The organism is Flavobacterium limi, from assembly GCF_010645075.1.
Taxonomy (GTDB): Bacteria; Bacteroidota; Bacteroidia; order Flavobacteriales; family Flavobacteriaceae; genus Flavobacterium; species Flavobacterium limi.
This window is the reverse complement of sequence record NZ_JAADZV010000001.1, coordinates 598,929-618,184: the sequence shown is the minus strand read 5'-3', so window position 1 is coordinate 618,184 and position 19,256 is coordinate 598,929. Positions and strand designations below refer to the sequence as shown.

General features: G+C 33.7%; 14 protein-coding genes. All 14 read right to left on the bottom strand.

Going from position 1 to position 19,256, the window contains the following annotated elements:
* Entirely contained in the window at positions 1-690 is a 690-nt protein-coding gene (locus tag GXM16_RS02655) for an SCO family protein (protein ID WP_163392453.1), read from the bottom strand.
* A 12-nt stretch (positions 691-702) separates the two neighbouring features.
* Positions 703-1,359, bottom strand: a complete 657-nt coding sequence (locus tag GXM16_RS02650; RefSeq protein ID WP_163392451.1) for a hypothetical protein — start codon at positions 1,357-1,359, stop codon at positions 703-705.
* 78 nt (positions 1,360-1,437) lie between these two features.
* Positions 1,438-1,788 carry a cytochrome C oxidase subunit IV family protein gene (locus GXM16_RS02645; protein ID WP_163392449.1) on the bottom strand — a complete coding sequence of 117 codons (351 nt, stop codon included), beginning with the start codon at positions 1,786-1,788 and terminating at the stop codon, positions 1,438-1,440.
* Positions 1,789-1,806: 18 nt separating this feature from the next.
* Entirely contained in the window at positions 1,807-2,793 is a 987-nt protein-coding gene (locus GXM16_RS02640; protein ID WP_163392447.1) for a cytochrome c oxidase subunit 3, read from the bottom strand.
* 42 nt (positions 2,794-2,835) lie between these two features.
* Complete coding sequence (locus tag GXM16_RS02635; protein ID WP_163392445.1) at positions 2,836-3,423, bottom strand: cytochrome c oxidase subunit 3; 588 nt, start codon at positions 3,421-3,423, stop codon at positions 2,836-2,838.
* A 2-nt stretch (positions 3,424-3,425) separates the two neighbouring features.
* Positions 3,426-4,328 carry a heme o synthase gene (cyoE, locus tag GXM16_RS02630; RefSeq protein WP_163392443.1) on the bottom strand — a complete coding sequence of 301 codons (903 nt, stop codon included), beginning with the start codon at positions 4,326-4,328 and terminating at the stop codon, positions 3,426-3,428.
* Between the two features lie 156 nt (positions 4,329-4,484).
* The gene (locus tag GXM16_RS02625) at positions 4,485-6,623 is read right to left on the bottom strand and encodes a gliding motility protein RemB (protein ID WP_229684152.1); all 2,139 of its coding nucleotides are present in this window, start codon (positions 6,621-6,623) and stop codon (positions 4,485-4,487) included.
* Complete coding sequence (deoC, locus tag GXM16_RS02620) at positions 6,623-7,366, bottom strand: deoxyribose-phosphate aldolase (protein WP_163392441.1); 744 nt, start codon at positions 7,364-7,366, stop codon at positions 6,623-6,625. The genes GXM16_RS02625 and deoC overlap by 1 nt, the downstream gene beginning before the upstream one ends.
* Positions 7,367-7,448: 82 nt before the next feature.
* Positions 7,449-7,832 carry a VanZ family protein gene (locus GXM16_RS02615; protein ID WP_163392439.1) on the bottom strand — a complete coding sequence of 128 codons (384 nt, stop codon included), beginning with the start codon at positions 7,830-7,832 and terminating at the stop codon, positions 7,449-7,451.
* On the bottom strand, positions 7,825-8,205 hold the full coding sequence (gene gcvH, locus GXM16_RS02610; protein ID WP_163392437.1) for a glycine cleavage system protein GcvH: 381 nt from the start codon (positions 8,203-8,205) through the stop codon (positions 7,825-7,827). The genes GXM16_RS02615 and gcvH overlap by 8 nt, the downstream gene beginning before the upstream one ends.
* 84 nt (positions 8,206-8,289) lie before the next feature.
* Positions 8,290-15,579: a T9SS outer membrane translocon Sov/SprA gene (sov, locus tag GXM16_RS02605; protein ID WP_163392436.1), complete on the bottom strand. Its 7,290-nt coding sequence runs from the start codon at positions 15,577-15,579 to the stop codon at positions 8,290-8,292.
* Between the two features lie 24 nt (positions 15,580-15,603).
* Positions 15,604-16,185 carry a Holliday junction branch migration protein RuvA gene (ruvA, locus tag GXM16_RS02600; RefSeq protein WP_163392434.1) on the bottom strand — a complete coding sequence of 194 codons (582 nt, stop codon included), beginning with the start codon at positions 16,183-16,185 and terminating at the stop codon, positions 15,604-15,606.
* 62 nt (positions 16,186-16,247) lie between these two features.
* A complete protein-coding gene (locus GXM16_RS02595; protein ID WP_163392433.1) occupies positions 16,248-18,539 on the bottom strand; it encodes an NADP-dependent malic enzyme in 2,292 nt (763 codons plus the stop codon).
* Positions 18,540-18,693: 154 nt separating this feature from the next.
* Entirely contained in the window at positions 18,694-19,119 is a 426-nt protein-coding gene (locus GXM16_RS02590) for a CBS domain-containing protein (protein WP_163392431.1), read from the bottom strand.
* Between the last annotated feature and the right edge of the window lie 137 nt (positions 19,120-19,256).

The following is a 19,256-nucleotide window of genomic DNA, read 5'->3' as shown; positions in this document are numbered from 1 at the left end:
TTATTCTTCTAATAAAATTTTAATGTCTTGCTGAATGTCCCTAACTCCTTTTTTATCTAATCCGTCATAATATAAGATTGGATTTCCGAAATCATCTTTTCTACAACGAATATTTCCGTCTTTATCAATTAAGGCAAATAATCCTGAATGTTCAAAACCGCCATTGACTTTAGCATTTTCACCGGCATACAAATTAAATCCTTTATTTGATAAGTCCATAATAGTTGCTTTATCACCTGTTAAAAAATTCCAGTTTGAAGACTTAACTCCTAACAATTTTCTGTAATCTTTCAACACCTGTGGCGTGTCATGAGCTGGATCAATCGTAATCGAAACAATTCCAAAGTTAGGATTACCGAAAAAGGTTTTTTCAATCTCTAACATGCTCAAATTCATTTTTGGACAGATGGATGGGCAGGTAGTAAAGAAAAATTCTAAAACATACACTTTCCCCTTGTAATTTTCATTTGAAACCTGATTATTATCCTGATTAGTCAGTTCAAATTTTGGAGCCTTTCCTATAGTCACTAATTTTGTGTCAGCATTAGAAGTTTTTTCACCTACATTGTCTAAACGATTTCCTTTGACAACATCACCATTTTTGACTCTGTCAACAATTTTAGGTACAGCGTAAATTCCAAAGATTAAAATGATAAACGAAATTCCGATGTATGATTTATTTTTAAACATTTTAATTCTAATTTAGAGTTGTTTACTAGCATTATGATTCTTTTTAAGAGCAGCGCGGTATTCGTACAGGATAATTTTAAAATCATCCAGCATTTCGTTGCTTAATTCAGACGGATGAAAAGTATTGTAACCTTCTTTATATTCTTCTTTTTGATCTTTAGCAAGACCTTTTCTGCCTCTTAAATTTCGTTCTTTATCTACAATATAAACATTAGAAGTTCCAAGATTTTTATCCAGCTTTCCTTTTAAATGCAATTGATTATAAAACTTTTGAATATCTTCCTTTGATGCAAAAACAAAATTCCAGTTTTTTACATCTGTAAAAGGAGATAAAGCATCTACAATCTTCTGAGCTTCTTTTTCTGTCCCAAGTGGACATAAAACTACAAACTGAAGGTCTTCGAAACCATTATAACGTTTATAAATTTTCTCATTTAAGTTAAAATAATTACCCCGATTACTTAAAATATCAGATCCTGCAAAACCTAAAACGGTTATCTTTTTATCGAGTAAAACTTTTTTATTATTTAAAGATTTCCAATCCCCAAAATCAGCAATTTTTGGTGTAATTACAGGAAGTGTTGTAAAACTGTTTACACCTGAAGCGAAAAACAAATAGGCTACAATTGGCAAAACAAAAAGTACAAAGAGAACTATATTTTTTTTCATTGTAAGTGCGGAAATTATTGAGGTACAAAAATAAAAAAAGCTCCGTTAAACGGAGCCTCTTTTCGAATTAATATCATGTTAAAAATTCCATTTGATAGTAGAATCTTTAAAAACCCCATAAATATAATGTCCTTCTGTAAGTAGAATAAACAATAAATATAAAACCAGAAAAATAACAGATGAAACAACAGACCATCTAAGACTGCTTTTCTCACCTTCCATATGCATAAATGCCCATACAATATAATACGCTTTAACTAATGTTAAGATATAAAATATCCAGTTTAATAAATTCAACCCTATAAAGTGAGTAAATTCTAAAGATTCTGGCTTAATGATACCTAAAATAACTTCTACTGTAGTAATTAATGATAAGTAACCAAAAACTAACCAGATTCTTTTTGTATTTGATGCGTGCTCGTGTGACATAATAATTAAAATCTAAAATTAAACTAGGTAGAAAACTGTAAATACAAATACCCAAACTAAATCTACGAAGTGCCAGTATAAACCAACTTTCTCTACCATTTCGTAGCTTCTTCTTTTCTCGTAAGTCCCTAATAATACATTAAAGAAAATAATGATATTGATAATAACTCCAGAGAATACGTGGAATCCGTGGAATCCAGTGATAAAGAAGAAGAAATCAGCAAATAATTTACTTCCGTATTCGTTTCTAGTTAAGTTTGCTCCTTCTACAACATATTTTGCAGTACCTAAACGAGACTCAGATTCTTCTCTTGTCAGTACTGTTTTTTTCTTTTTGGAAGTAAGTTGTTCTGTTCTTATTAAAAGCTCAGGGTGAGCTTTAAATCCCGCCTGCACCTCAGCAACTGTATAGTTTGGCTGCGATTGAGCATCTTCCATAAACCATGCTGAATGGCTTCTTGTTAAAGCTTCTCTTTGTTCTGGCAATTTTACTGCAAAATCAGCAAGAGCAACTCTTTTACCGTCTTTGTCAACAAACTGCAACAAACTTCCGCCTGATGTTTCAACAGCACCATATTCTCCTTTGATGAAATTTTTCCACTCCCAGGCCTGAGAACCCACGAAAATAAAACCTCCAATAATAGTTAAGAACATATAAATTGCAACCTTAGTCTTTTTTAACTGATGACCTGCGTCAACAGCTAAAACCATAGTTACAGATGAGAAAATCAAAATAAAAGTCATCAAGGCCACATAATACATTGGGGCCGAAACTCCATGCATAAATGGAAAGTGCGTAAACACTTCATCAGCCAATGGCCATGTTTCAATAAATTTAAATCTAGAAAAACCATAAGCCGCAAGGAATCCAGAGAATGTTAAGGCATCTGATACGATAAAAAACCACATCATCATTTTACCATAACTTGCACCTAATGGCTGGATGTCTTCTCCGCCTCCCCAAGTTTTTTCATTGTTATTTGCAGTAGTAACTGTCGCTCCCATAAAAGATATTCGTTAAAAAGTTCCCAAATTTACGTTTTTTTCTTATTTAAAGAAATATAAAAACAAAAATAATAACACCCACAATAAGTCCAAAAAGTGCCAATACATCGCACCTAGTTCTATTCCAAGAGTTTGGGTCGGATTGTATTTTTGTTTAAAATGATTATAAATTATAATTAAAAGTGAAATTAATCCGCCTGCCAGGTGTAATAGGTGCATTAGAGCAATTACATATAGAAAAGTTGTAGTAATTGAACTACCCTGACCTGTCATATAATAACCACTTTCAATGATTTGCCCAAAACCTCTAAACTGTAAAACCACAAAAGCAGTTCCCATAGCAAATGTTCCTAAAAGAAACGCAGAAGTCGCACTTCTATTCCCTCTTTCAATTGCTTTTTTTGCTAAATAAAAAGTAACGCTACAACCAATAATGACTGCAGTACTTAAATAAAATGCAGTTGGTATCTGAAAATCTTTCAACCAGTCAGCTCTTGATTTACTTACCACAAATGCACTTGTAAGTCCTGCAAACATCATGGTCATACTAACCATTGCGAACAACAAAATCAATTTTGCAGATTTTGATTTTTGCACTTGTTCTTCACTTATTTTCATTGTCATTTCCATAACTATCTTAAAAATTTATCTACTATATATACAATCTGCAATAAAGAAATATACGAAACACTTACCAGCATTAAGGTTCTTGCAGATTTTGCTGTCCTCAACTGATACAAACGCACTGCATAAAATAACATCCACAACCCTAACAAAAACACTAAAACTGCAGCAATTGGCGAAATGAGTAATTGCCCTGTATAACCAAAAACAGGCAATAAAGAAGCAATAATCAACCAAACCGTATATAATATAACCTGTAAAGCTGTTCCTTTATCTTTTTTTCCTGTTGGGAGCATAAAGATTCCGGCTTTTTCATAATCTTCATATAAAAACCAGCCAATTGCCCAAAAATGAGGAAACTGCCAAAAAAACTGAATCAAAAATAATGTTCCGGCTTCTATCCCAAATTCCCCTGTAGCAGCAACCCAGCCTAACATAAACGGAATCGCCCCTGGAAAAGCCCCCACAAAAACCGACAATGAAGTAACCGTTTTTAAAGGTGTATAAACACTTGTATAGAGAAATATTGAAACAGCCGCAAACATTGCCGACTTTGCATTTATTGTATACAACAATACAATACCTGTAATTGTCAACAAACTTGCTACCAACAAAGCCGCTTTTGGAGACATTCGTCCTGAAGGAACGGGACGGTTTTTGGTACGATCCATTAAAGAATCTATATCTTTTTCTATTACCTGATTAAAAGCATTAGAAGCCCCTACCATACAATAACCTCCAATCATCAAAACAGCCAGAACACTCCATTGAAAAGGATTATCACTATTTACACCCAACAAATATCCGGCAATAGAAGAAAACAAAACACTGATAGCCAAACCAGCCTTGGTAATCTCTTTGAAATCCAGAAATATTGATTTAAGTGAAATTGTATTTTTAGCAGCGTTCAATACGGTATTTGTTTTTTCTATTTTTTTGAGTGGTGCAAATGTACAAATTAGATTATAGAATTCTGAACTATAAAATCAGATTTTTTCAATAAAACCTTTGCAAAATAAGCACTTGCCAATCTTTAACACAATTACCTTGAAAAATCTTATTAAATACTAGTAGTCAAAATACCAATTAAAGATATCCGAACGCAATCCAATTGTAAACCAGGTTGTACTTTGCTTAAAAGTAGTTGCTGTATTTTGCATAGGATCAAAATTTCTATAGATAAAACTTCCAAAAAGCTTCAAATTAGTCATCGGATTTATTAAATATCCCCCCTGAATATCTGCAATTAAAATATTCGTTTTGTTACCCTGACCAACTTTTGCACCAGTGTCATATGGCCGTTTTTCATCATAACTCTTATAAATATTCCCTCCGTAATTAAACGAGTCTGTAGTTGTATCAAAATCAAAACCTCTTTTTCCAACGGTAAATTTCGCATCAGCAAAATAACGGCCTTTATGATAACGTGCTATAGCAACGAATTCTTCAAAATTACCACCCCATTGATGGCCTAAACTTTGATTATTATGCCCATAATTTGTTATTACTGCACTATGCGAATACACATACGGACGCACATGATTGTATTCTAACTGAATAAGCAAATCTTTAACTTTGAAAGCATCAAAATATTTAGCTCCTATCTGATATCCTAATTTATTCTTCCAGCTGTTATCTCCTGCCTTTATATCTCCAAATGAAAATTCATCAATTAAAAACTGAGCATACAAATTGACATTATTATTCCATTTGTATTTAGATGTAATCCCTAAAAGGGCATTTCCACTTTTAGAAGAGGAACTAAACTCAACTGAACGATAAAAAATAATCGGATTGACAAAATTCACATCAAATCCTCTATTATTACTATCTGTCCAGACTACTGATTCAAAAAAGCCTAAATTCAGGTTATTTGAAACATTCCAGCTCAAATAATGGTTTGCCATATATTTTGAGGCATAGGTCTTATCAACCGTAACATCCGGACGAACATCTTTAAGCCACATATAGGTATTAGTATATTTTATCTTCCAGAAAGTCGTATTGATTTTGAAATAAGGATACGGGCTTGCTCCATCACTTTCCAATAATGAACGATATCCGTCCCCTATAAAATTTCTTCCGTAACCTAAATGAAAGTCAAAAAACTTACTAGGAGAATAAGAGATATTAGCTTCTGCTAAAGGAAAATCATACGAATCTGTTTTAAACCGTTTAGCAATTCCTATACCCGGAATTATAGCTGGATTACCTCCTGAAGGCTTTAGCGAATTTGAATAATCATTAAAATATCCGGCAAATCTTCCCTGGCTTTCAAAAATGGTTGTTGTAAAATTAATCTGCTTTCCTAATCCTCCTCTAAAATTTATCGCACGAGTATTTACATAAGTATAAGACGCATCAAGATCTGAAGCTTTTCCCATTTGCAGATCAACAATTGGATTTAAAGAAAGCCAATAATCTTCTCCCTGTATCTGCACCATGTTCTCATTCCACCATTTTCTTCCTAACCAGCCTGAAGTTTTTTTCTGGAGTGATTGGTTTACAGCTTTTAAATTATAATACTTTGAAACTTCGGCATAAGTATAAGGCTTTGAAGCCGTATGATTGTTACTACCAACCTGATTCATTGCAGGGTCAAACTGTGCATAATAGCTATGTGAAAATGGAATATTTAAATGACTGTCAAATTCAGGATTATTATATTTTTTATATACAATACTGTCCAATTCTGTCATTGGTTTTTCTTTAGGTTTCAAAATTTCTGCAGCAGCCAAAGATTCTTTAGCTGTTTGCTCTGAACTTTTTAATGGTAAATCTATTGAGATTGTATATTTAGAATAAGTTGCAGCACCATTATAAGTCGAAGGCTTTATATTTGGGAATTTCTCAAAAACACGTTTCGCTTCTTTAGCCAAATCCTCATTTGTTGCATTAACATAAATTACTTTAAAGTCTCCGTTTACATCAACTTCAAACAACACTTTAACTTCACCTTTGCTATTTACCTGCTTCAAATTTTCAGGAACTTCAAAGTTGTTATATACAAAATCATGAACTTCTTTATAAAAACAGTTTTCTAAATTTTTAGATTCTAAATTTTCACAATTAGGAAATACCGGAAAGCGCTCCGCAGTAAAACCTGGTTTTACAGAAGACTTGGTTTCCTGAGAAAAAACAGAAATTGACAACAATGTCAGGCAAAAAGTTAAGAAACTTTTATTCAAAATATTTTTGATTTTCATTAGTATTGATTTGTAGTATTTTCTCCATTTGCAATTGCTTTTGCAGATGAAGTTCCTATTCTTTTAACTCCTAAATGAATCATTTCTATTGCTTGTTTATAAGACTTGACGCCTCCTGCTGCTTTTACCGGCAATGGCGAGGCATTTTCTAACATCATAATAATTACAGGAATTGTAGCACCGTTAGGAGAACCATCCTGGGTTTTATAAAATCCCGTTGATGATTTCACAAAAACAGATGCATAATCTTCTTCTTTAAAATTAGAAATAATGATATTTTTTATCAAAGCTGAAAGCTGAATAATTTCTTTTTCATTTAAAGCAGCTGTTTCAATAATCCATTTTACTATTTTATTATTTGCTAAACCTATTTGTGTCGCTATTAAAACTTCTTGTTTTACTAATTCAACATTACCATCTTTAAAAGCTTCATAGTTACAGACAAAATCCAGATCATCTGCACCATTTACTATTGCCTCATTTGCTTCTTTGATCTTAGTTTCCAAATCTGATGTTCCCTCCGGGAAATCAATAACTGTTCCTACATTCAAATTTGAATTAGCCTGTAAAACCATTTTTTTTGCTAACGCAACGTATTCCGGCCGAATCATAATCAGCTTAAAACCCTCATTAATAGCTTCTGTGATTGCTTGCTTAACCACAACATCATTTTCTGTTTCCGAAACACCAGCCTGGGAAGCAGTTTTTAAGTAAGTGGAATCTAAATACTGTTTAACGTTCATGCTTTTAAAATTACAGCAATTATGGCAAAAATACATTTAAATTCAGAAAATAAAAAAACCCACCGAAGTGGGAATCCATATTTTATATTTTATCTATTTGCTTTTTAAAAGCGATTGCAATAAAAACAGCTGCCGTTGCGCCAATTGCATTTCCTAAAATATCTGCAACATCTGCTGCTCTTGTTTTGGTAAAAACACCTTGTAATATCTCAATGGTTATACCAAAAAAAACTGAAAATATAAACGAAATCAAATAGGCCTTAGAATCATCGGTTGTTTTTCCTTTTAATTCTTTTTTAAAAAACAAAATCCATGAAATTGTAAAACCAAAATGAAAACCAAAATGTACTATTTTATCGATACTGGGAAAATTTACCACCGGAATGTTACCTGAGTCCGTCAGACAAAAATAGGCAATGATTCCTGAGCAGATTATAGCCCACAATAAAAGCAGTTGTTTAGGCACCTATTAATTGTTTGTATTCTTCATCTGATAATAATGAATCAATTTCTGAAGCGTTAGCTATTTTTACTTTTATCATCCAGCCAGCTCCGTACGGATCAGAGTTCACCGCTTCAGGAGTACTTTCTAAATCTTCATTAAAAGCGATTATCTCACCTGTTAAAGGTAAAAATAAATCAGAAACCGTTTTTACAGCTTCTACAGTTCCGAAAACTTCATCTTTATCTAATGTCTGATCTAAAGTTTCTACTTCTACATACACAATATCTCCCAATTCTTTTTGAGCAAAATGAGTAATTCCTACTGTTGCAACATCTCCATCGATGCTAACCCATTCGTGATCCTTTGTATACTTTAAATTTGCCGGTATGCTCATAATACTTTTTTTGAAATTGATAATTTAATTTTAAAGCAACAAATGTAACAATCTTATAATAAAAATTAGTTTATAATCACAAAATTAATTTCCGAAATTGTATCGAAGTGTAAATCCTGAACGAATATTAGTTAACGGAAATGATGTAGAAATAACTGCTTTCGAAAATGAATGATCGTAATAGAAAATGGCTGTTAGATTTTTACTGAAAGCGTAATCAGCTGTAACTTTTACTGACCATATATTTTGTCCAGCTGCAAGCTGATTGTTGTCATAATCTAAATAACGAACCAAAGTCTGATTGTTTCTATATGATAAATCTGCCTTAATATTAATATCACTTTTTATAATTCCGGTTGGGTTATCCGCCAGAGTCGATGAAAAAATTACATCTTTAAAGCGATACCCTAAGCCTACAACATATTCAATACCCTTTACTTCTGTCAATAAATTATTGTCAAAACTCATTGACAAAGCTCTGTCCTTTTTAACTTCTGTAAGCACTCTTAATGATCCTTTTAATTCAAAATCGACACGAATTAACGGACTAAACTGCTCTACTAAATTAACATTGGACATGATGGTTTTATTGTAGAAATTATAAGTATTTGGATCCTGCATAGGATTTTCGACATTATCTGGATTTGCTATGGCTTCATCATAATCAAAATTAGATCTAAACTGATTAATCGTATAAGATGCCCTATAATTATGCTGTAGTGAAAAGCGTTTAAACCTGTCTTTAAAATATTTATAACGCATTAAACCGTTATACTTCACACTCCAGTTTGGAATAGGAAAATTTCTAAAAATTCCTGTCGAGGTCTTTGAGGCATCACCACCTGAATAAGCTGCTAAGAAAGCAGGTAATAAAACTGCCTGATTGCTTTTTCCGAATCCAATTGGGTATCCTGCATTTGATGCATAAATGTCTCTTTTGTTTTTATCAGGATCATTAGTAGGATCGGTTGGCGGAACTGGAATAGGGTTAGCAGCATCACCATATCTCGGAATATTTCCTGCGCCATAATAATCTTCTGCTAAACGATTTGCTATTATCAGACGATTTTTCCTAAAATCATCAAAAGCAGCTGATACATTTTCATCACTTGCAGAAAATGCGGTTTTGATTAATACAGTGGAAATTGAAAACATTCCATATGTATAAGGAGAAAGAGGAGTATATTCTCCATTGACAACACTATACTGCTCTGAAGAATTTTCAGAATACGACCTGTCCATAGTTAAATCTATTTTAAGGTCAGGAAATAAATCAACATTTGCTGTTACCTTCAAAAGCTTGTTGTTGACCTGAGTATAATTTTGATTGAAATTATCAAAAGTTGTCAGCCAACCATTTTTAGCCGCTTCATATCGTATATCATCCTGACTGCCAAAGATAAATCCTAATGTAGGTTTTGAAGTTCCTAAAAATCCGATCCCAGGAGTATAACCAGGCATTACTGTCCCGCTATTCTCTGTATAATTTATCTGAATATTTTTTACACTGGTCAAAACTCCAATCAAACCATCATAAAATGGACTTCTCACTGCTTGTGTTTTGTTGGTATTTACTATTTTCTCTCCCGGTTTTGGAGGCCCTGCCGGTTTAGGTTTGGCTGTTTTTTTGGCTCCAGGTGTCAACCCCAAATACTTATACAACGTAGTCATATTAAAAGTTGTACTTAATGTATTGGAATTCGCATTCTGAATGGTATTACCTAAATCATATGTTGTAATAGACCCGTCTGGATTTTCCACTTCATATTGAGATAACGCACTCGAAGAACGTTGCCAGTTGTAATCAGCAGTGTAAGAATAATTGGCTTTTATAAAACTAAAAACAGGTAATTTGTTAATTGGGATATCATAATTTAAAACCAGCTGTTGTGTATGCTGATTTGGCGTTCCAAGATCAAAATAATCATCCCAAATACTAAAATCTTCTTTAGGAGTATTATCATCATTCAGGAAGTTTTTTACGATATTGTTTGAGGATGCCGTATAATTTAATTTTAAAGATTTTGTCAGATTGAAACCAAAACCATATTGATAATTATGCGCAAAATTTCTTCTGTAAAGAGCGTCCAGACCAATTCCCTGAACATCTTCCACCTGTCTGAATTGCTGGCGGTTACTTTGTCTGATAATGTTACTATTGAACGAGATATTGGATGGGAGATAATTAAAATTGAAATCACTCAGCAGCTTCCAGTATTCACTTTTTTTCATGAATTTAGTCTTCTTGAAAGGCACCACTTCTTTAGGCTGAAATGTATATGCATAATTTACAGCCGAATTTGACAATTCGTCTTCATAATCTTCAATCTCATAATCATGACGCTGCACCTGATTGTAGGATTGAGAAAATGTAAAGTTTTCTACATCATACACGTGCGTTTTTTGCTCTGGCGCCCTGTCTTTCCTAACACCTATAAAGTTTATACTTTTACGTTTGGTATAATCTATCGCCCTGTTTTTAATATTATCTTTTTGAGCCTGATCTGTTGTCTCATTGAGTAATTGTTCCAGTTTAATATCCTGATTAAAGGGGTCATACTCCGGAGTAATTATTTCTTCTCCAATTGCATAATTAAACGGAAGATTAATTCCCCATTTAGGCGGAAGTAATTTTCCTAAATTCAAATTGGTAACAATATTATATTGCTGGATATCCTCACGATCTCTTTCATTTGCTCCCTCTTCAATAGATCCAAAACCAATAGTGCTTTTACGTCCCGTTGCAGAAACAGTCGCAAAATCTGCCATATTTGTATCGATGTTTAATATGGCCGCCATTCCGCCCTTATTATCCATGTCTGACAGTCGAAGTTCATTGAACCAGACTTCGCCTTTAATATTTTTATCAGTAGTGTTATTTTTTAGACCAACCATTAAATTTCGTACAAAGCCAAAATTAGGATTACCCTTAATACCTAATCTTAACCTACTGTCGCCATCTCTTGAATTCACATCACCATTTATTTCTCCATCCTCATCAGGATAATAAATTCCGTTGACATCTCTTTTAGGAGAATTAATATCAACACTCATTCCTTTAATTTTCATTTTAGTTAATAAAGAAAGAGCTAAATCCATTGCATTCTCTTCTGGCCAGACCAAATTGGGATCAATATTCCCGGATCCATTTTCAACAAACTGAGTCATTTTTAATGGAATTTCAATCTGATAAAAGTTTTCTGTAAAGTCATTTCCAAATCGAATAAATGCTACCATTTCGTTATCCTGAACCGGAACTTCTTTTTCTAACGACTCCGCATGAAGAAACATCTTCAGCTTTTTATATTGACGCATATCAATACTTACATTTTTAAAAGTTCCTCTTGCATCATTAACTTCCAGTCCATTTCCTGAAACACGTAATGCTAATGATTGTTCATTTTGATTGATTACTGTATTGTTGTTATACAGTTGTTCTCTTTGAACATTTGGCGGCATGACATAATTTACAGGTTTTTTTGTACTATTTTCCTGTATGTTTACTGCCTGAACCTCAAAATTAGTCCCATCATCGACAGGGACATCATTTGCCTGCAGCGAATTTTCATATCTTCTCCATTCTCCTCTAACCAAATCCAATGATCCAAAACGAACTGTGATTTGTTCATTAAAACCGGTCATAAACATCCTCATGAATCGAATAGATCTAAATTCATTAATCGTTCCAATAGTTTTCTCTGGTTGTCTGACAGGAATTTTAAACTGAATCCATCTCGCTTTAGTAGTTGTACCATTCGGCAATGGAACATCGTTTATTTCTTTAGTATCAGTAATATAATTTTCACCAATATCCATTCCTGGCCTCATATCAATGCTATATTCATAATAAGCATTAATAGTATTCATGGTATTGTCGCGATTAATATCTTCAACATCAGGAAGAGTCGTTGATCCTCTGTTGGCATCATTTATATCTACAGGGGAGTTTCCTTCCACACCATTATACTTTTTATAACGGTCGAGAACACCACCTTCTGTATTTAAAAAATAGGTATAATCATCTGCCGCAGGATCTGGATCAGATGCATAATTAGTGTAAATTGCACTTTCTTTTGAATTTGGCAAACCATCTAAACCTACATCCTGATTTGTTCTGTTACCTGCATTATTATCAAAAGCATAAATCAGGGACTGTGAAGCAGGAACATCCCCCCAATGTGCCTGCCCTTGAATTGGCTGTGCAATAATTTGACCGGGACCAAGTCCATTTTCATATTGTTTCCTTCCGTCTTTTAAAATATCTTCAGAAACCTCCCCTAAATTAAAATAAATTTTACCCGTATTTGAAGGCTGAGTTGCTCCATTTCCTTCATAATAAGGATCCAACATCCAAAACTGGATAAACTCTACATTGCTCTGTTCAAAATTGGTTGAATTTAAAGAGCGCATAATTCCTCCAAAATTGGCATTAGCAGGATTTGTACCAAAATCAGGATTATTGTTATAAGGGCCTCTTTCTGAAGGATAATAAGTCAAATCAAGGGTATTGATTACTTGTAACTGGCCTTGGGCAATATCTGTATTTGGATATAATTCTTTGCTGTAAATTCTTCTGGTTGTATTCAAAGATAGATCATCATTTGATATTCCTGATGGCTTTTGAGTATAAAAAATCGGATCTATAGAATACCATGATAATTTTGCCCTTTTGTGTCCATATTCTAAAGAATTATATGCTGCTCCGAAAGTATTATCAGTGTCAGAATTGATAAATGGTGTAGAAGCCAGGCTCCAGGCATAAGCAGAACGCATATCAATAGTAGATTGAGATCCTTCAAAATCATCAACATATATAGTGGCTTCACCTTCAAAATCACTAGCTTTTGGTGCATCAGGTTTTAAAAAAGCGACTTCCCCTCTTATCGAAAGATTAGAAGGCACATCTGTATCAATGTTTGGAAGTTTATTTACTAATCTTGTAAAAAATGGAATTTCAGTAGAATAATTTCCATTGAACCCGAAAATCGTATTATTTACAGATTCCTGTCCATAACTTGACTTTTGAGTGAAAGGTCTTTCAGTCATTTTCAGATAAGTACCGCCAACTATAAATTTATCTGAGATCTTATGCTCTACGTTAAGTCCCATAAATCTTCTTGTCTGCTGGCCAAAAACAGAGTTGTTTTCAAGAGAGACTTCTATTGGTGTCCCAGAAGCCTGTAAAGAAGCATCTAAAATCTGAACCCTTCCCAATTGATAATCAACACTATAGTCAATTCCTTCTACAAGAACCCTTCCTGCAGCTGTAACTACAACTGATCCCTGAGGCACATTAAAAGCACCAATAGGAATTCCATCGTTTCCTGATGATTTATATTTTCCTCTTAATAAAAATTTGTTTTTATCACTGTCCTGTAAAGCTGCTGACTGGGTATTCGCATACATGCTCTTGAATACATATTTTCTTTGATTCGGATTATAAGTATTGGGATCGTCATAATTTTCTCCCGAGGTTCCTGTATTTAATTTATCAAATAATAACTTTCCAAAAGGCTCTTTTGTAGTGAATATAATTCGTCCGTTTTGCGCATCAAAAGTTATTCCCTGAAGGTAATCGAAAAAACCATCTCCACCCGCTTGTGGATCATTATTATAATTCAATTTGTCTAAATTAAATACTTTTAATAAAGGAGTATCTTCAACTCTATTATCAGGAGTAGGATTAGACGGAAACGGAACCACCGGAGTTATATAGTTTATTGGAGAAGGATCTGTGTATAGAATATTGAACCTGAAATCGTCCTGCTTAACCTGATAAGCACCCGGTATCTGATAAATATTTTTCATCATCAGATTCCAAACTGGGTCATTAACATTAGTTAAACTGCTTTTCAGCATTTTCAGAATTAAACTTTGAGTTACAACAGCCTGACCTGTATTCCCGGTACCTCCGGTAACTACTGTTGCATCAACCCCGTCACTACCAAATTCTCCTACCTGATACACTTCTCCCCCTACAGTATATTCATAGGCTACTGCTAAAATTTCATCGTTTGCTAAACGTTGCTGCAACGAAATATATCCTAACTGAGGATTAAATGTATATTCTGCAGTAGTTAGCTTTCTGGCATTTTCTAGTACAGAATAATCGGTTCCTTCATTTACGTTACCATTTGTAAAACCATTTTTTGCGGTAACAATCTCTCTAATGTTAGAATTTAAATAAGACCCAGATTGTCCTATTGATGCCGGATCGTATTTATTATTTTCATTGTCTGTGGGTGAATCAACAGGCTTACTAAAAAACCCTGTAGAAGGATCTACAACAACAATTTCCGGATCAGGTATTCCTGTAATCTGTGCCTCTCCTAAATCCTGAAGAGCAATTATATTTCTTAAGTTATTGCTTGTCGTACTCACACGATTTTGCTTGTTTGTTACCCAAATTTCAAGTCTTGTAATTTGTACACGGCTATCAATTAAGGGATAATTTCTAAGCGAAGCATCGTATTTATTTCTAAAATATTGTGACAAGAAGAAGTGCCTGTCATTATCATAATCTAGTGCAAATAAATCAAAATTCTGAATTGTTCCGCCACCTTCAGCAACTATACTTTTTGTTTGTGATTTCTGTTCAGAGAAAACTCCGGTAACAGTTGTTTTTCCGAATTGCAGCTGTGTCTTAACACCAAACAAACTTTGGGCTCCCCGGATCAAAGTACTGTTTAAAGGCATGCTTACATTACCTACTTCTACTTTCTGTACAATATCATCTTCAGTAGGTGTGTAAGCAAGTTTAAATAAATTCTGAAAAGCAAAGGTAGACTGCGTATCATAATTAGCATTTACCTCTAATCTGGTACCTACTTTTCCCATTAAGCTCATGCTAATTCTTTGGTCAAAATCAAAAGTAAGGCTTGATCTGTTTCTGGGTGAAAATGATGGATTATCTTGTTTGTTATATCGCAATCCCAAATCCATTTCAACAGAACCTGTAGGTTTTACATCAATTGTGTTACTTCCAAAAATAGATTCAAAAAGACTGGAATTAATGTAATATCTTGGCAATAAATCTTTTTTTGCGTCTTCACTGCCCGCTTTTTTCCCATCAATAGCGATCATTTTTTGCCTAAAATAATTTCTTCTGGATTCTTTAAGCAGCAAATCCTCGTATTGTTTTGGTGTCAGGACCAGAGGATAGTCAATAGAAAAACCATCAACAGTACTCGTATAAATATAACGGTCTGTTATTGGATCGTACTTGTATGCAGAAAGTACACTTGGCGGATTTTCTAATTCTAATTTTCCAACAGAAAATCCAGTTTTAGTAGTATCCTGAATTGTTGGATTTACTTGTGCATGCAAAGCATTGCCACAAAATAAAACCAGTAAAAAAAGTAAAATTTTACGCATACAACTCAAGTGTCTTAATAGTAATTATAAAGCCTTTAATGCTTTTTTTATAATAGTTTCCGCAGTAGCTTCCGGATCTTCTTTTACAATCTTTTCAACAACTTTTTCAGATGTTTTTCTAACAAAACCTAAAACTTCTAAAGCAGATAACGCTTCATCTCGGTTTGTATTGTTTTGAACAACAGAAACTTCATCTAAATCATATAATTTTAAGACTTTTTCTTTCAAATCCAATATCACTCTTTGTGCAGTTTTATTACCAATCCCTTTAATAGACTGAATAACACTCACATCTCCGGAGGCAATTGCATTGATAATTTGCTTTGGATCTATAGATGATAACATAGTCCTCGCAATATTAGCGCCTATTCCAGACACAGATATTAGCATTCTAAATATTTCTCTTTCGGATTTTTCTACAAAACCATATAAAGTATGCGAATCTTCTTTGATTAAAAGATGCGTATATAATTTTATAAAATCAGTATTGGGAATTAGTGAAAAAGTATGCAGAGAGATATTGACCTGATATCCAACTCCTGCACAATCAATAATTACCTCTGTTGGGTTTTTCTCCACTAACTTTCCCTGCAAATGTGCTATCATAATATTATTTGTGGTGCCAAATATAATGAAATTAAGACAATATTAACAACCGTATAAATCCCTTATTTACCCAGCTTAATTTTCTTCAATTCTTTTTCCTGAACATCAATAACTGCAATTGCCGCCATATTTACCATTTCTTCAACACTTGCACCTAATTGAAAAATATGAACAGGTTTACCCATTCCCAGCATAATAGGTCCTATGGAGTTTACTTTATATAATTCTTTTAACAACTTATAGGTAATATTTGCAGATTCCAGATTAGGAAAAACTAATGTATTTACTTTTTTTCCTGCTAATTTAGAGAAAGGGAATTTTTCCTCAAGCATTTCGGGATTTAGTGCAAAATCAGCCTGAATTTCTCCGTCCACGATCATATCGGGATGATTTTTATGCAAATAAGCAACCGCTTCTCTTACTTTAGAAGCGTTCTGGTGAGTTGATGATCCAAAGTTTGAATACGAGACCATTGCAATTACAGGTTCAACCCCAAACATTTTAGCCGTCTTAGCCGTCATTAATACAATATTTACCAAATCTTCTGATGACGGGTTAATATTAATCGCCGTATCTGATAAAAACATTGGTCCTCTGGCTGTAAGCATCATGTTTGCAGTCGCTACCAGCGAAGCCCCGTTTGCTTTACCGATCAATTGCAGCATTGGTTTTAAAACTGATGGATAACTTCGGGAATGACCTGTAACTAAAGCATCCGCTTCGCCTTCGTTTACCATCATTGCTGCAAAATAATTTCTTTCACGCATTAATTTCTGAGCATCCAATAATGAAATACCACGTCTTTCTCTGGTTGACCAGTACGATTTTGCAAATCTGTCCCTTCTTTGTTCTTCATCTTTTATTTTAGGATCAATAATTTCAATATCTGCATCGAATCCTAACTCCGTTTTCAGCTCTAAAATTATTTCTTTATTTCCTAATAAGACAGGCACACCAATACCCTCTTCATGTACAATTTGAGCAGCCTTTAAAACATTCAGATGTTCAGCTTCGGGAAAAACAATTCTTTTCGGATCCATTTTGGCACGATTTGTAATTAAACGAACCATTTTATTATCATTCCCTAAACGTTCTAAAAGTCTTTCTTCATAAGCAATCCAGTCCGTTATTGGATTTTTGGCAATACCTGATTCCATAGCTGCTTTTGCAACAGCTGGTGCAACAACCGCAATCAATCTTGGATCAAATGGTTTAGGAATAATATATTCGCGGCCAAAACCTAATTTTGTAGCACCATATGCTACGTTAACCTGTTCCGGAACAGATTGTTTTGCTAATGAAGCCAGTGCCTTTACAGCTGCCATTTTCATCGCTTCATTAATCTTTGTAGCCCTGACATCCAAAGCCCCTCTAAAAATGTAAGGAAAACCTAAAACGTTATTGACCTGATTAGGAAAATCTGAACGGCCTGTGGCCATAATAACATCCTTACGGGTTTCTACTGCTAAATTATAATCTATTTCAGGATTTGGATTTGCCATTGCGAAAACGATAGGATTTTCAGCCATTGACAACAACATTTCTGGTGAAAGTATGTTTCCCGAAGACAATCCTATGAAAACATCTGCTCCTTTTACAGCTTCTGCCAGTTCGATTTTAGCACCATCTACAGCATATTTCAATTGCAATTCTGAGAGAGAAGGATTATCTTTTGTTAAAAGTCCTTTACTATTGAACATCAACACATTTTCAACTTTAACTCCCAACGAAACATACAAATCTGTACAGGCTATCGCCGCTGATCCTGCTCCGGAAACTACAACCTTCACATCTTCTGCTTTTTTACCTGCCAATTCTAATGCATTAATTAAAGCCGCCGAAGAAATAATAGCTGTTCCATGCTGATCATCGTGCATTACGGGAATATCTAACTCTTCTATCAGTCTTCTTTCGATTTCAAAAGATTCCGGGGCTTTAATATCTTCAAGGTTAATCCCTCCAAAAGTGGGGGCAATATTTTTTACGGTCTGAATAAATTCTTCTACATCTTTTGTTCCAATTTCGATATCAAACACATCAATATCAGAGAATATTTTAAATAATAAACCTTTTCCTTCCATTACCGGTTTCCCTGCTTCTGGACCTATGTCTCCAAGACCTAAAACAGCTGTTCCGTTTGAAATTACGGCAACTAAATTTCCTTTTGCTGTATATTTATAAACATCTTCAATGTTCGCTGCTATTTCTAAACATGGTTCTGCAACACCTGGTGAATAAGCTAAAGATAAATCCCTTTGGGTTGCATATTTTTTAGTTGGAACTACCTGAATTTTCCCTGGAGTCGGCTCTGCATGGTACAGTAACGCTTCTCTTTTTTTAGTCTCTTTATTCATCCGTTTTCACTTTAATTGTGTCTTACAAAGATATAAGACTTGGAATAAAACTGTTTGTTTTTGAGTATACTTTTACTGAAAATGTTTAAATTTTGGGTAAAAAAAAGTCCGATATTAATTCGGACTATTATTAAAATTTTTACTATTTAAATTCTTATTGCGAAATATATGAGTTAAGATGATTTATTGTATCCTTTTGCAATTCGATAATAGCTTTTACCACATCACTAATCGAAATAATACCTACAACGATTTCGTCTTCTAAAACTGGCAGGTGTCTTATTCTTTTTGTACTCATCAGTTCCATGCAATCTTCTAAATTATCCGAAAGTTTTACTGTAAAAACAGTTCTTTCCATGATTTCATCAACTAGAGTTTCTTTTGACGATTTGTCCTTTAAAACAATTTTTCGTGCATAATCCCTTTCAGACAATATTCCTTTTAATTCAGAACCATCGATAATCAGAATAGCGCCTATATTTTTTTCGCCCATTACTTTCAAGGCTTCATAAACAGTTGTTGTTGAACGTACGGAATAAACATTTTTTCCTTTTGCGTTTAGTATTTGATTTACAGTCATATCTAAAAAAATTTTAGTATTATAAAGTTAAAAAAAAATGAACACAAAAGATAAGACGCAACACCTTTTAACATCCTAATAAACTCATTTTTAAATCTTTAGAGCTTATTTAACTATTTCAAAATATTCTTTAAAAG

Bases quoted from the DNA above. Each gene is read 5' to 3' on its own strand.
- GXM16_RS02655 (WP_163392453.1), bottom strand. From the start codon at position 690: ATGTTTAAAAATAAATCATACATCGGAATTTCGTTTATCATTTTAATC.
- GXM16_RS02650 (WP_163392451.1), bottom strand. From the start codon at position 1,359: ATGAAAAAAAATATAGTTCTCTTTGTACTTTTTGTTTTGCCAATTGTA.
- GXM16_RS02645 (WP_163392449.1), bottom strand. From the start codon at position 1,788: ATGTCACACGAGCACGCATCAAATACAAAAAGAATCTGGTTAGTTTTT.
- GXM16_RS02640 (WP_163392447.1), bottom strand. From the start codon at position 2,793: ATGGGAGCGACAGTTACTACTGCAAATAACAATGAAAAAACTTGGGGA.
- GXM16_RS02635 (WP_163392445.1), bottom strand. From the start codon at position 3,423: ATGGAAATGACAATGAAAATAAGTGAAGAACAAGTGCAAAAATCAAAA.
- GXM16_RS02625 (WP_229684152.1), bottom strand. From the start codon at position 6,623: ATGAAAATCAAAAATATTTTGAATAAAAGTTTCTTAACTTTTTGCCTG.
- deoC (WP_163392441.1), bottom strand. From the start codon at position 7,366: ATGAACGTTAAACAGTATTTAGATTCCACTTACTTAAAAACTGCTTCC.
- gcvH (WP_163392437.1), bottom strand. From the start codon at position 8,205: ATGAGCATACCGGCAAATTTAAAGTATACAAAGGATCACGAATGGGTT.
- sov (WP_163392436.1), bottom strand. From the start codon at position 15,579: ATGCGTAAAATTTTACTTTTTTTACTGGTTTTATTTTGTGGCAATGCT.
- ruvA (WP_163392434.1), bottom strand. From the start codon at position 16,185: ATGATAGCACATTTGCAGGGAAAGTTAGTGGAGAAAAACCCAACAGAG.
- GXM16_RS02595 (WP_163392433.1), bottom strand. From the start codon at position 18,539: ATGAATAAAGAGACTAAAAAAAGAGAAGCGTTACTGTACCATGCAGAG.
- GXM16_RS02590 (WP_163392431.1), bottom strand. From the start codon at position 19,119: ATGACTGTAAATCAAATACTAAACGCAAAAGGAAAAAATGTTTATTCC.